9 protein-coding genes are annotated in these 13,492 nt (G+C 55.9%); 8 read left to right on the top strand and 1 reads right to left on the bottom strand.

The window, feature by feature from the left end:
• The first annotated feature begins 136 nt into the window (after positions 1-136).
• Positions 137-2,008 carry a bifunctional acetyl-CoA hydrolase/transferase family protein/GNAT family N-acetyltransferase gene (locus tag DSCA_RS23275; protein ID WP_155318725.1) on the top strand — a complete coding sequence of 624 codons (1,872 nt, stop codon included), beginning with the start codon at positions 137-139 and terminating at the stop codon, positions 2,006-2,008.
• An 87-nt stretch (positions 2,009-2,095) separates the two neighbouring features.
• Positions 2,096-2,833, top strand: coding sequence for a rhomboid family intramembrane serine protease (locus DSCA_RS23270; protein WP_167527926.1), 738 nt, complete (start codon positions 2,096-2,098; stop codon positions 2,831-2,833).
• 91 nt (positions 2,834-2,924) lie between these two features.
• Here the strand turns inward: DSCA_RS23270 and DSCA_RS23265 are convergent, their stop codons facing one another.
• The gene (locus DSCA_RS23265; RefSeq protein ID WP_155318723.1) at positions 2,925-3,734 is read right to left on the bottom strand and encodes a PEP-CTERM sorting domain-containing protein; all 810 of its coding nucleotides are present in this window, start codon (positions 3,732-3,734) and stop codon (positions 2,925-2,927) included.
• A gap of 1,567 nt (positions 3,735-5,301) precedes the next feature.
• Here DSCA_RS23265 and DSCA_RS23260 point away from each other — a divergent pair.
• The 6 genes from DSCA_RS23260 to DSCA_RS23235 all read left to right on the top strand — a co-directional run bounded on the left by DSCA_RS23260 (position 5,302) and on the right by DSCA_RS23235 (position 13,490).
• Positions 5,302-6,051 (top strand): AfsR/SARP family transcriptional regulator, encoded by a 750-nt coding sequence (locus DSCA_RS23260; RefSeq protein ID WP_155318722.1) that lies wholly within the window; start codon positions 5,302-5,304, stop codon positions 6,049-6,051.
• Positions 6,052-6,459: 408 nt separating this feature from the next.
• The gene (locus tag DSCA_RS23255) at positions 6,460-7,314 is read left to right on the top strand and encodes a hypothetical protein (protein WP_155318721.1); all 855 of its coding nucleotides are present in this window, start codon (positions 6,460-6,462) and stop codon (positions 7,312-7,314) included.
• A gap of 216 nt (positions 7,315-7,530) precedes the next feature.
• The gene (locus DSCA_RS23250) at positions 7,531-8,934 is read left to right on the top strand and encodes a HEAT repeat domain-containing protein (RefSeq protein ID WP_155318720.1); all 1,404 of its coding nucleotides are present in this window, start codon (positions 7,531-7,533) and stop codon (positions 8,932-8,934) included.
• A 15-nt stretch (positions 8,935-8,949) separates the two neighbouring features.
• A complete protein-coding gene (locus DSCA_RS23245; RefSeq protein WP_155318719.1) occupies positions 8,950-9,816 on the top strand; it encodes a peptidylprolyl isomerase in 867 nt (288 codons plus the stop codon).
• Positions 9,817-9,872: 56 nt separating this feature from the next.
• Positions 9,873-11,564 (top strand): hypothetical protein, encoded by a 1,692-nt coding sequence (locus tag DSCA_RS23240; protein ID WP_155318718.1) that lies wholly within the window; start codon positions 9,873-9,875, stop codon positions 11,562-11,564.
• Between the two features lie 96 nt (positions 11,565-11,660).
• Positions 11,661-13,490, top strand: a complete 1,830-nt coding sequence (locus tag DSCA_RS23235) for a thrombospondin type 3 repeat-containing protein (RefSeq protein ID WP_155318717.1) — start codon at positions 11,661-11,663, stop codon at positions 13,488-13,490.
• Positions 13,491-13,492 lie beyond the last annotated feature (2 nt).

The raw sequence follows: 13,492 nt of genomic DNA, 5'->3' as shown, positions 1-13,492 counted from the left end.
GAAGTGCGCCGCAATGATCAGGAATACGATTCGCAAGACTCGGCCTCTTGCCCCCTGCAATCCCCGGATCCTTGTAACGACAAACCGGCGACGCCCGAAACGTAAACCCTTTCAGCGTCCAACCAGTGGAGCAGCGATGACCGCAACCCCAAAAACCGACTGGCAGGGAAAACGGGTTACGCCGGACCAGGCCCTGGCCCGCATCGAACCCGGAATGAACATTTTCCTGGGCACCGGTGCGGCCGAACCCCGCACCCTGGTCAAACGCCTGATGGCCTCGGACGCCCTGAACCTCCAGGACCTGACCCTGATCCAGCTCCTGAGCTTCGGGGACGCCATTTCCCTGGAGGAGTTGCGGTCCAACAAGTACCGGCTGAAAACCTTCTTTTCCGGCTGGGTGGCCAGCGAGGCCATCACCGCCGGCCGGGTCGATCTGATTCCCAGCCGGTTCTCCGCCATTCCGTGGCTGATCAAAGGCCGGCAGCTGCCGGTGGATGTGGCCATCATCCAGGTCACCCCTCCGGACGCCGACGGGCTCTGTTCCCTGGGCATTGCCGTGGATGTGGGGCGGCGGGTCATGGCCCAGGCATCCGTGGTCATCGGGGAGGTCAACGCCAACATCCCCCGCACCTACGGCGATACCTTCGTTTCCGTGGATGAATTCGACCTGCTGGTGGAAAGCAGCGAGCCGGCACCCGTGTTTCCCTGCTGGCCGGTGGACGACGTCTACGACCGGGTGGCGGCCAACGTGGCCTCGGTGATCGAGGACGGCAGTTGCCTGGGGTTCACCTTCGGCCCCCTGTTCGAAGCCCTGCCCCGGCACCTGTCCGGTAAAAAAGACCTGGGCGTCCACACGCCCTTTATCACCGATGCGGTCATGGCCCTGGTTAAAAGCGGGGCGGTCACCAACCGCCGCAAAAGCACCTTCCGCGGCAAATCGCTCTCCTGCTACGCCATGGGCTCGATGGAACTGATGCGCTGGCTGGACTGCAACCCCCTGGTTGAATTCCAGAGCATCGAGAACGTTTTCAATCCGATGGAAATCGGCAGGAATCCACGATTCGTGGCCATTTTCCCGGCCCGCAAGGTGGACCTGTCCGGACGCATCGCCATGTACGCCGGCAAGGGTCAGGTCACTTCCGGGCCGGGCCAGGCCATGGATTTTTTAAACGGTGCCGAGATATCGCCGGGGGGGTATACCATCTTCGCCCTGCCCAGCCGCAACCTCGAGGGAGAAAACAATATCCGCATCTCCATCGAGGGAATGCCCAACCAGTTGAATCTGCCCGATTCGGTCAACATGATCGCCACCGAATACGGCATCGCCTCCCTGTCCGGCAGGACCCTGCGGGAGCGGGCCCAGGCCCTGATCGAGATTGCCCACCCGGACGACCGGTCGGGTCTGGTGGACGAGGCCAAGGCGGAAAACATCATCTACCGGGACCAGATTTTTCTGGCGGAAAGCGCCCATCTCTATCCCTCGCAGATTACCGAGCGCCACACGTTCAAAAATGGCACTGCAGTCCGTTTCCGGGCCCTCAAGCCGTCCGATGAGGAAGGGATGCGCCGACTCTTTTACCGCTTTTCCGACAAGGCCATCTACTACCGCTACTTCACCCCCATAAAAACCATGCCCCACGCCAAAATGCAGGCCTACGTCAATGTGGACTACCGGGATGTGCTCTCCGTGGTCGGCCTGGTGGGGCCGCCGGGCCAGGGGCAGATCATCGCCGAAGCCCGCTTTGCCCGCCACAAGGACAAGCCGTACGTGGATGTGGCCTTTGTCGTGGATGAGGATTACCAGGGGCTGGGCATTGCCACCTATCTTTACCGGATGCTGGCCCGCCTGGCCCGTCAGCGCGGTGCCCGGGGCATGACGGCCGACGTGCTGGCCACCAACCAGGCCATGATCAAGGTATTTGAAAGGGGCGGCTATCCGGTCCACAGCCGTTTCGAGGACGGCGCCTATGCGCTGACCGTTTCTTTTGATAAGGACACAGAAGACTGAGAGAAGATAATCCGCCCGAGAGTCGCAGCTCGACGGCTCATGAAGTTTTCGTTCCATTCAACCATTAAGAGACAGGCATCACCAATCATGTTTGCACACGACCATCGAAAGACAATCGGGTTCGGCAGTTCACTGACACCGGTCGGCAAAATCATGCTGATCGTCTATGCGGCAATTTATGTTCTGGAGTTGATCGGCGAACACTGGATGGGCATACCGGTTTATCAGTGGCTGGCGCTCAGCCCGCTTAAAAGCGGTTTTTTCCACATCTGGCAACCGGTTACCCACCCGGTCATCCACGACCCCGGGGCGCCCATCGGTTTTCTGATCAACTGCCTGGTCTTCTATTTCTTTGCCGGCACCATCGAATCGGCACTGGGAACCCGCGGATTTCTGCGGCTGTATATCATCGCCGCCGTGGGCGGCGCAGCAGCCGGCCTGGCCTTCAGCGGGCTGACCGCCTTTGGCGCCCCATACGCCGGCATGATGCCCAGCCTGCTGGCACTGATCGTTGTCTTCGGGTTGCTGCGGCCCGAGTCCACCATCCTGCTGATGTTCGTGCTGCCCGTCAAAGCCAAGTATCTCAGCTACGGCACCCTGGTCGTCACCGCGTTGACCTTCCTGGCCCGGACCAATGTCCACGGGGCCTATCACCTGGGCGGCATCGGCCTGGCCTGGCTTTACTTCCGTGCGCCGACCCGATGGCTGGACGCCGGCTGGTGGCGCTGGAAATGGGTCCGGCACCGCCAGAAAAAACAGCGTGGCAGGTTCACCGTCATCAACGGCAAGAACAACGATGATGGCGACAAACCGACCATTCATTGATACTGGGATCGATCTCAAAGGAAGGCGGACGGGGGCCGACCAGGGTGCCGTAGAGGCAAGGCTTCAGGCATGCAGACGTACGAATGGGACTTCAAATGGCCGGAAACGAAGCGGATGCGGCACCCTGTGAACGCCTACAACCCCGCTTTCCTGGAATTCGGCGAACCCCGGCCCGGACCTTTCCAAGCAGCAGGAACCCGGCAGAGAGAAGAAGGAATGTCGATGGCTCCGGAACGGGAGACGGGTCTGATGCGAAGTCGAGTTCCAGGCGGGCGGACTTGAAAATGAGGTCGCCCATATAAGCGCTCAGGTTGTATTGTAAAAATCCGTTGTCAAGGAGTTGTCCCAACCAGTAGCTGTCAACGTTCATGGAAAAATCGATATCACCGCCCCAGCCCATGGTCCGGTTGAAATATTGCGTTTGATACACATAGTCGAAGGGGCCCCGGGTTTCATAGACCAAAATGTCATCCGGCCGGTCGCTGTTGGTGATTTGAGTTCGGTAACCGGTTTGCCTGGATACCCTTTTCCCCAGCGCGTCAACCCGCACCATTTCAAAACTGTCCCTGAACGTCTCGAAACAATTCCTTCCAAAAAGGACGGTGTCTTCCTCGACGGTTCTTTCCCATTGTTGAGGGAAAAACCCGGCGTTAATCAAGTCGTCGTTGTCCGTAAATGAAAAATGCAGGGTCCCCCCCGTCAAATTTTTTCTGGCGTCCGGGCGTGCAAATTGCGACCATGACGATGGAATCCCGAATGATCCGGATAGGGATTCCCGATTGGATACCAGACGATTGTCTGAAATGTCATCATCAAGAAAAAAGGAGACGGCCAGTCCGTTTGTCGCCAGGACAAGAATAATAACCGTCGACAGCAAGATACGGCTTAAGGTCATTTTCATTGTATCATCCTCTCGCAAAGACAGATTCGCTTTAAATCAATTACCTTCAATAATCTTCCATCCGTCGTACGCAGATGAAGGATAAACCGTGCCACGGTGTCGGAGCTGCCAGCGAGACCCTGCTGGAGCAAAAAAACCCGAAGAAGCAGGGCCGAAGTCTTTCCAGCTTGCGGGGGCCTGATTCCTTTACAATATCTCAGCCAGTTCTATCATGGTAACCGGTTGGGGTCCTTGATGTCGCAGGGTACTCGCAATCCTTCAGGGAACGGAGACAGCAACAGTGTGATTTTACGGTGACCAGCCAGGAAAAAGTGCGTGCAGGTTATTTGCGAGCATGAATACTGAATAGGGAAGCAAAAAATGTGCAAACCCTATTGGTGAGAACCTGCGGAGGTGACGGGCCCAAAAAGAAAAACGGTTTAAGGTTTTCAGTGATTCGTTTGAGTTTTTCTCGTCCGGCGGAAGGCCGGCCATCAGGTCCATGGGGTGCAGGCAGGGACCACAAAACGCCCCCTTTCGTTCTTTTTTGGCGATATTTCAATTTAATTATCAGATGTTGCAAGCAAATCGAACAGGCAGCAGGTCTTTGGCCGGACGTCTTCCCGGGAAGGCGGAGGCAACGGAAAACCATGCGTTGCGATTGCAGAAGGTCCGGTAAAAAAATGGACTGAGCAATATAATCCGCGATGACAAAAAAAAATCAAAGGCCATGTCAGAGCAGTGGCCGGGAGGAGAGTGATATTACAAAAAGGTTACAGAAACTATGTATATTTTTTCATTTTTATTACATAGTTTTCATATATTTTTATTCGATCAGAGATCAATTCCATTGCCCGGCTTCCGGACGACGGCTCCTTCCCCCTCTGCATCTGATTTTCAACATACTGTATTGTTTTGAAATTTTTTATTTTTCAAGCACGGTTTTTTCAAGACGAGCCAGAATCAAGGCACCATACCAATTAATCTTCTCTATTGGCATATACTATGCTATAACACTTCCTACCAAAGTTGGAGCATCTTGCGTGACAGCTCCCAGATCCCACCGACGGCAGTTCTCCCGTTTCAATTTTGGTACAACAGATGAAAAACAATACTTCTATTACTTGTTCAATTTATTAAACCAGCCCCGCGACTGCCGGTTGTGCTGGGCAAAAATGGTGTGATGATCCATAGAACCTTTCGGCCAGCGAGACCGCTAAGCCGTTTGGGGAAGTTGATGATTCTGTCTGCACTGATGCGACCGTTGTTTTCCAATAAGCGACCCCTCCTCCGGTTTTAAGTATGTCGATCAACTTCACCAGCGCCCTCTGGCCGTTGCGTTGTGCCTGGATGTCTCCGCAAGGTGCGTGATTCAAGTTGTGCAGCTTGTTAGGACCGGAACTGTTGCGCGCCATTAATGGCAATGAGGCATCTTCTTTTTATTTTTCCTTTCGCGGAACCACTGGAAATTAACCGCAGGCCATTGCTTCACGGACCTTTTAACTGTTTCACAGGTCCCGCGAGGACGGTTTTCTGAAGCGATGCACCGACGATTCTAACAGCTACGAATGGCTCGGATGAAAGCAACATGTACATACAAATTTTCACATTAGGCCGATTCTCTCTGGTGAAAAATGGCACGCCGGTCAGTTTTGCCAGAAAAGCCAGGAACCAGCCCATACTCCTGGCCAAGGCCCTTATTTCCATGGGCGGCCGCGGCGTTCCGAAAGAAACCATCGCCGATGCGCTCTGGCCGGACTCGGAGGGGGACAAGGCGCTGCAAAACCTGGCAACGACCCTTCACCGGCTTCGCAAGCTTTTGGGGAAGGCGGAAGTAATCCTGCTTGAGCGTGGCTGTCTGGCCCTGAACCAGGATCTTTGCGCCGTCGATGTCTGGCAGTTTGAACGACTGTGTGGAAATGCCGACCGGTTTTGGGAGCTGGGAAAGAGGGAACACGCCATCGAGACGTCGCGAAGAGCCATTGACCTCTTCAAAGGAAATTTTCTGGAAGAAGACAGTCAGGAACCATGGACCGTGGTGCTGCGCGAAAGGATAAGAAGCAAGTACATGCGATGTGTCGGCAAGCTCGGCCATTATCTTGAAGAAGCGGATGATCTTAAAATGGCCGTGGAATGCTATCAGAGAAGCCTGGAAATAGACGGGATGGATGAAGAAGCCTACAGGCGGCTGATGGCCTGCTACTTCAGGCTGGGCCTTAAATCCGAAGCGCTTTCCACCTACAGGCGGTGCAAAACGGTTCTGTCATATGGATATGGACTGCGGCCTTCGAAAGAAACCGAGGTCTTGAAAAATTGCATCATGGAAGCACCCCTGTAGCGTCAGTTACTTCGGGGGCCTGGGCGAAATGGCAACGGGCCATGCCTTCGCAGCCAGTGGAGAGTACTTGCAGGGACAATGTTGAGAAAAAACAGGTTTTGTAATCTATTTGTAATACCCGGTCTGTTAAGAATGCATATAAGGCGTCAAAGATGTTTCCCCGTCATATTCAGGGATACATGAAAAATTGAAAAGAGAACGCCGACATATGTTTTGTTTCACGAAGAATGGATGAATTCCTGCTCAACAACGAGGCAATGGGCAGGAAATTCAACCGGTTGTTGTAAACCCAAGTGGTTGGCCACGGTTTAAGTGGAGAAGGGAGGTGGTAAACCAAACGGTAAGAGGCAAATTGATTGGATATTCTGATCTGTGAGCACGTAACTGTCTACCAGAAGGAGGAACAAAATGAAGATTGCCAAATTTACCATTCTTTTAATTGCTGCACTGGCACTGAGCATGCCGGCGTGGGCGGGAAACGTTCCGGAGTTTGACGCCGTCGGCGACGATTCCTTCAACGTATTCGCCATTAACAACCCGATCCAGTACGGCCAGGTCATCAACAACAATGTCGGCCCGTACGGACCGATCAATTTTTACAGTGACTTCAGAGGCTTTTGCCTCGGCCCCTACTGCCTGAGCGAGCTGTTCGACACCAGCGCCGGCCAGGGGTTTCCGGATCCGTGTTTCGGTGAATTCGGTTACGAAGGTCCCTACCTGAGCGCCATGACAGATGCCTGGAACGAAGCCACCTACGAATGGCGGATCGTCCTGCAGATGAAGCCCGAGAGCGACATCAACCTCAACATCTACGACTGCGTTCTGAAACACAACACCTTTGACGTGTGGGAAAGCGCCGAGCAGACCGGCCGCTACCGGGCGCCCTGGGGACAGCTCTTCTTCACCCCCAACCAGAACCCCGTCATCAGCGTCACCGCCTGGCCGGGAGAATACCCCACCCCGGGGTTCACCGCCCCCTTCACCATGGATGCCCGTCCGCTTCCCGGACTGGATCCGCCCGTTCCGCTGATCGAGGCCTTCTATACCTCCAAGGCCCTGTGGAGCGAGGGAATCATCATGGTCATGCCCGAGACCGGTGTGAAAAACACCCAGGGTGAAACCATGTACGCCCTCAAACAGGGTGACATCATGCAGGTGCAGGTCTATGTCAACCCCAACCCGACCGACATTTTCTACGGTCCGGACAACGTCATCCTGAAGTACATCGGCATCGTCGGAACTTACTACTATAACTTCTTATAGTTATACTGACCGTTGATTGCCAACCGGCAAGGCCCGCGAAGGGAAATGGTTGTTTCCCTTCGCGGGCACATCGCTTCTTTGCGATGGTGGGGTTCAGTTTTACAGACGACCTGAGCCGGTTTTCAAAGGTTTTCTCATCCTGGGTATTCACCCGACCTTTATAAAAGAGCGTTCGTTGATTCATACCCAGGTGGACGACAGTTTGGAGGATTGACCATGAGCGACAAAAAGACTCTTAAATTCGGTGTGTTCGCAGTTCTTAGTATCTGCCTGTTACTCGGTGTCGGCCTCTGGGCCCACAATCAATCCTCTCAAAACAACGAACAGTCGGCCGCCTCATCGGATGCGTCACCGGCGCAAGGGGCCGACAGGCAGACCGCGGAAACTAAAGAACCACCCGCCGTTGTGAAGCCATCCATGGCGAAGACCGCCAAGGGAGACCAGCACGGTTCTCACACCCGGGACACCGGCCCGGCAGCCGAGGATACGACCGCGGCCGGCATTGAAACCATATTGAGTCTTCGCAAACAGGCGACCGAAGAGAGTGTTGCCCGGCTGGCCACGTTCCTGGACGGTGACGACCCGGCCCTCCTGTCCGAGGCCATCGATGCCTTGGGGACCATCGCGCTCGGCGATGATGAACTGAAAGAAGAGATTTTCCGGATTCTGGCCGAAAAAGCCCGGGATCCCGATTTTAACCAGAAAGGAAGTGCCCTGGTGACCGCCGCCATGATCGGCGACGAAGAGAAGCTGCTGCCCCTCATCGCCGAGTTCATCGCGGAACCCTACGAGGAAAGCAAGGCCATGGCGGCCCGGGCCCTGTCTTTTGCCGCCACACCCGAAAGTGTTTCGCTGCTGGACGACATCGTTAAAACGTCCCAGGACCCCAAAACCCAGAAAAACGCGCTGGCCATTCTTTCCACCATTGATACCCCTGAAGCGTTCCAGATCCTGGCCCAGAGCCTGGACGCGCCGGCAGAGGAAACCCAGGCCGCAGGGGTGTGGGCATTGTCCCGCCAGAATGATCCCCGCCAGAATGAACTGCTGGCCAATGCACTGCTGGAAGGAAAGCTGTCCGGCGCCGCCCTGGCCGTCCTGGCCCAGAGCCCCGCGGCCAGCGAGATCTATGGCAGCACACTGCAAAACGAAGCCATTCCCAAAGAAGATAAGATCAACATGTTGAGCATCCTGGCGACCAACACCGTGAATGCAAGCGGCAGCGTCCGCAGCAGCGTGGCCGCCAGTGTCCTGCCCCTGCTGGACAGCAGCGACCCCGAAATCCAGAAAGCGGCCATCGACACCCTGAAAGACGTCGGCGCCAAAGAGAACCTGGCCGAAGCGCTGGAGCCCAAACTGCACTCCAGCGACATCCTGGTCCAGGAGGCGGCGCTGTATGCGTTTGCCCAGTACGCCACACCGGACACCTACAAACCCCTCAAGGAGCTCTGGTACAGTGAAGACGAAAAAATCAGAAGGACAGCCTTCTTTTTTTCCTCGATCTTCGTTGACGAATCAGACTTGGCGGACCTGCAGAAGGCCACGGAACACGAGGACCAGTTCATCAGCCAGCAAGCGGAAATTTCCATAAAGTTCATCAATCAACGAATTCCTCAGTCATAGAAAGAAAGTGTGCCCATGAAACCAATTTCCAAAGCGATACTCCCCCTGTTCATTCTTTCGTCCAGTTCGATTTTACTGCTGATGCTGTTTGGACCCGTCTCCGGATCGGTGGCGGATGAACCCGTTGACACCGTGGTTGCCGTGGTCAACGACATACCCATCCAGCAATCCGAACTGCTGGCCCTCATCGAGCAGTACAAAAAGAAAACCCACCAGCTCAGCATCGATGACAATGAAAAGCTGGAATTGCTCAACGGTATTATTCGCCGCAAATTGATACTGAGCCAGAGTGAAATTGCCGAAATCCGCAAAACGCCCATCATCCGGCAGCGGGTGAAGGCATTTGAGGACCAGATGGTGCTTCAGTATTATCTGAACGAAAAGATCGGCAGCAAACTAAAAATCACCGATCATGAGATGAAAAAGTACTACCAGGCCCATATCAACCAGTTCATGGCACCTCCCACGGTCGAGGCCAGTCACATCCTTCTGAGAAGCCAGGAGGATGCCCGGATGGTTTTGGGCAAGCTTAAAAACGGCGGCAATTTTACCGAACTGGCCAAAACCTACTCCATCGATCTGCCCATGGCACTCGAGGGGGGCAGCATGGGAACCATCGAAAAGGGAAAGAGCCTTCCTCAACTGGAAAAGGTCTTGTTCGTACTCGATGAGGGCGAACACAGCGACATCGTCAAATCACGATACGGTTATCATATTTTGCAGGTCGATAAGATTTTCAGGAACAGACACCGCCCCTATGAAGAAGTGCGCGAACAGATAAAGGGCGCCCTGACAAAGGAAAAGGACGCCCAGGCGTACCAGGATATGGTTGGAGTCATAGAAAAGGACGCACAAATAGAAATCTATAAAAACCGGCTCTGATTTTGATGGATCTGCCACTGCCGACCGGAGCCGACTGTCAAACCCAAAGGAGGGGGATGATGAAAACCGCAATGCGACTTGCCAGCTTTTTAATCCTTGGGGTCGTTGGCTCCTTTTTTCTCCTGGGCATCGCGCAGGTGGAGGCCGGGTGCGAAATCGCCGACGTCAGCGAAGGTCCGCCGCTCCGGGTCCAGTTCCGTATCCAGGAAAATGGCGGCACGATATATGGGCTGGAGGGGATCGGTGTTGTCGAAGCCGTCAACGCATCCGTCAATATACCGACCTTTCCGATCGGCACGCCCTTCGCCGTGACCGTCACGGCCACCCGCATCAACCCCAACATGGACTTCCGGGTGGTTCTTGAGTACACCAACACCCTGGGCAATTCGGACCGGTGTTCCTATTCCAGGCCCGCCACACCCACCAATGAGCCGCCGGTATGTTCGGTGTCGAGTGAAAACCCGGGACCGCCGCTCAGTGTTGTTTTCACCGTCAGGGACAGCGACACCGGCCTGCAGTCGATCACCGTCCTGGAGGCGTCCAACGCCGATGTCGACATCCCCGATTTTTCGGTGGGATATACCGGTCCGGTTCAGGGAACGGCGACCCGGGTGAACGAAAATGCGGACATGCGCGTGGTTCTCCTGGCCACGGACACGGCCGGAGCGGAGTCCGCCTGCAATTACTCCGTCAACGCGGCCCTGGACGAAACCCCACCGGTGTGCGGCATCGTGTCAACGATCCCCGGCCCCCCCACGCAGGTCCTGTTCGAAGTGCAGGACCTGGAGAGCGGACTCGCGTCGGTTGACGTGACGGAGGTATCCAATGCAACGGTGTCCATCACGCCTTTCGTGCCCGGCACGATCGATCCTGTCGGCATTACCGTCACCCAGATCAACACGAGCCTTCAGTTCAGCGCGGCGATTGAAGCCACGGACTTCCAGGACAATGCGTCCCGTTGCCGCTACCCCCAGATCGTATATGATATCAACCGCCCGGAATTCGACGCGGCGGGGGATGACAGCGAAAATTTCTTCCGGGACGCGTTGATGGGACGGATTATCGATTTCAGCCGCGACAGCACCTATGCCCGCATCAACGACGACAGTGATTTCTCATCCACGGAATACTTTTCCACCAATGCCGGCGACGTGGTTCCGGACCCCTGCTATTCGACCGGTTCGGACACCTTCTTTTCGGCACTGACCACCAGCTGGTCCGAAGCCACCTATGAATGGGAGATCGTTTTACAGATGCAGCCGGCCAATGATATCTGGCTGGCCGCCTACGGCTGTGTTCTGTCCAGCGGGGCATCCGACATCCTTGAAGATGGCCGCCAGACCGGCATGTACCGGACACCATGGGCGCCCAATCAGCTGGTTTTTCTCATGGAAGCCAACCCGAAGATCACGGTCCGGGCCCTGCCCGGGCCCAACGCGGAACAGGGGTTTCCAGTGGGCGGGTTCTCCCTTGACGCCCGCCAGCTTCCGGGTCTCGAACTGGTGTCGCTTGTCGAAAGCCCGTTTCCCGTTCAGGCCTTTATCAACCATGGAATCCTGATGGTCAATCCCAGACAGGGGGCCAGCAACAGTGCCGGTGAAACCATGTACACCCTCCATTCCGGAGACCGGATCCGAATCACTGTCCACATTCCTCCCAACAACACTGCCGACATCCGATTCGGCCAGGACAGCGTTCTGCTCCGATACCTGGGGATTGTGGGAACGGAATTCAGCGCCGGCAACTGACCGGCGACCGCTCGGTTCCACCAGGAAATCCTCTGGAGGGAGGGTTTCTCTCGATGAGACGGCAAGGATTCTGGTTTAATCGGAAAGGAAATCACGATGAAACGACTCATTACGTTGGCGGTTGTGGCCATCATGGTCCTATCGACGCAGCCGGTTTCTGCGGGGATCGACTGGCTGGGCGAGGACTTCGAACAATTCCGTTTTGCGATAGAGCAGAACGGAGGGGCATTTTACTATCCGGACGGGCTGTACTTTAAAACCAACGCCCAGGCGAAAGCTGAATTTGCCTATAACCCGACCCAGAGCCTGAATGACAGCTACGATTCGGTTGCCCGGGGAACCCTGCTGGAGTTTGAGACGGTGCCCGGCCAGATTCAGCTGGACGCGATGGCCAAAGGGCCCGACAACGGCCAGAACCCGCCCAATGGCATTTCGGTTCAGGGTTTTCTGGAGATTTCATCGGCCGACCTGAACCCCGGGGGGCAGCTTCAGCATGGGGTGGATATTCAACAGCGGGTGCTGACATTCGTCACCCGTAAATTCGAAGTGGATATCGATGGGGTCTACTCCCTGGAAACGCTTCTGTCCGGCCTGTCCGGCCTGCCGGACAGTTTCAACACCTTTTACAACCAGGCCGACCATCGCGCGTTCTATTCCATCAGCGCAGCCGTATCCCTTGAGCGGGTGGTCTACGACGACAACCTTTATGAAATGATGCCGGGATTTCCGGTTCAACTGAGCCTGGGCAATCCCAGCCAGACGATCGAGGTGGCCCTGGCCACTCAGACCGACCTTTTCAAGGCCGTGGGCTACCAGTTAAGAGTCACGTTAGCCATGGAAGCGGAAGTCGACAATTTCTTAGGACGCGATTATTCCATCCAGGGCGTTCTGGATGATCACTACCAGGTGGGGACGTCGGATGCGCCCATCGAACTGCGTGCGGTTTTCACCGATCCCAATGGTCAGGACAGCGATGAAGACGGGGTGCCCGACAGCCTGGACAACTGCCCGGACGAGCCCAATCCCGACCAGGCGGATGAGGATGGCGATGGCGTCGGCGATGCCTGCGACGGCTGCCCCCAGGATCCGGACAAATCGGACCCCGGAGCGTGCGGGTGCGGTGTGCCCGACACGGATTCGGATACGGACGGCACGCCGGATTGCATAGACAACTGCCCCAACGATCCTGAGAAAACGGAGCCCGGACTGTGCGGCTGCGGGGTTGTCGATTCGGACACCGACACCGACACGGATGGCGTCATCGACTGTCTGGATGCGTTTCCGGACGACCCCGACGAGTGGGCCGATTTCGACGGGGACGGAGAGGGTGACAACAGTGACCCGGACGATGATAATGACGGCATGCCCGATGAGTGGGAAACCACATACGGGCTCGACCCATACCTGGCCGACGATGCCGACCTCGACGCCGATAGCGACGGCTGGACCAACCTCCAAGAATACAGGGGGGAGACCGACCCCACAGACCCCGATGATTTTCCGGCTGTAAAACGGATGTCCATGCCCTGGATCCCCCTTCTTCTTCTTTCAGATGACGATCCGGTCACAGAGCCGACAGACTGCGACGAACTGATTGCCGACGATTGCAACCTGGCCGCACCGGAGGACCTCGCCTTCGCCATCGAAGAGGACGATTTTGGCAACACGTATGTCGATTTCACCTGGTCGTCGGTCGAATGCGCACCCTACTATGTCATAAGGGTTGGAACCGTCGAGAACGTAAAGGATCTGCCGCCAGGAGACCTCACTTATGCGGAAGTGACGGCAAGTTCAAACGCCTTTCGGGCGGATTTCTCGGCGGCTGAAGCGGGGACGTTTTACTGGACCGTAACGGCAGGCTGTTCCGAAATTCCGGTCTCGAGGGGCGCGTGGAGCGTGGAAGAATCTTTTGAATTTGCATTCTGACC

Source organism: Desulfosarcina alkanivorans, from assembly GCF_009688945.1.
Taxonomy (GTDB): Bacteria; Desulfobacterota; Desulfobacteria; order Desulfobacterales; family Desulfosarcinaceae; genus Desulfosarcina; species Desulfosarcina alkanivorans.
This window is presented reverse-complemented; position numbering and strand designations above follow the sequence as displayed.

Excerpts from the sequence above, each read along its gene's own strand:
- DSCA_RS23275 (WP_155318725.1), top strand. The coding sequence starts at position 137 with ATGACCGCAACCCCAAAAACCGACTGGCAGGGAAAACGGGTTACGCCG.
- DSCA_RS23270 (WP_167527926.1), top strand. The coding sequence starts at position 2,096 with ATGTTTGCACACGACCATCGAAAGACAATCGGGTTCGGCAGTTCACTG.
- DSCA_RS23265 (WP_155318723.1), bottom strand. The coding sequence starts at position 3,734 with ATGAAAATGACCTTAAGCCGTATCTTGCTGTCGACGGTTATTATTCTT.
- DSCA_RS23260 (WP_155318722.1), top strand. The coding sequence starts at position 5,302 with ATGTACATACAAATTTTCACATTAGGCCGATTCTCTCTGGTGAAAAAT.
- DSCA_RS23255 (WP_155318721.1), top strand. The coding sequence starts at position 6,460 with ATGAAGATTGCCAAATTTACCATTCTTTTAATTGCTGCACTGGCACTG.
- DSCA_RS23250 (WP_155318720.1), top strand. The coding sequence starts at position 7,531 with ATGAGCGACAAAAAGACTCTTAAATTCGGTGTGTTCGCAGTTCTTAGT.
- DSCA_RS23245 (WP_155318719.1), top strand. The coding sequence starts at position 8,950 with ATGAAACCAATTTCCAAAGCGATACTCCCCCTGTTCATTCTTTCGTCC.
- DSCA_RS23240 (WP_155318718.1), top strand. The coding sequence starts at position 9,873 with ATGATGAAAACCGCAATGCGACTTGCCAGCTTTTTAATCCTTGGGGTC.
- DSCA_RS23235 (WP_155318717.1), top strand. The coding sequence starts at position 11,661 with ATGAAACGACTCATTACGTTGGCGGTTGTGGCCATCATGGTCCTATCG.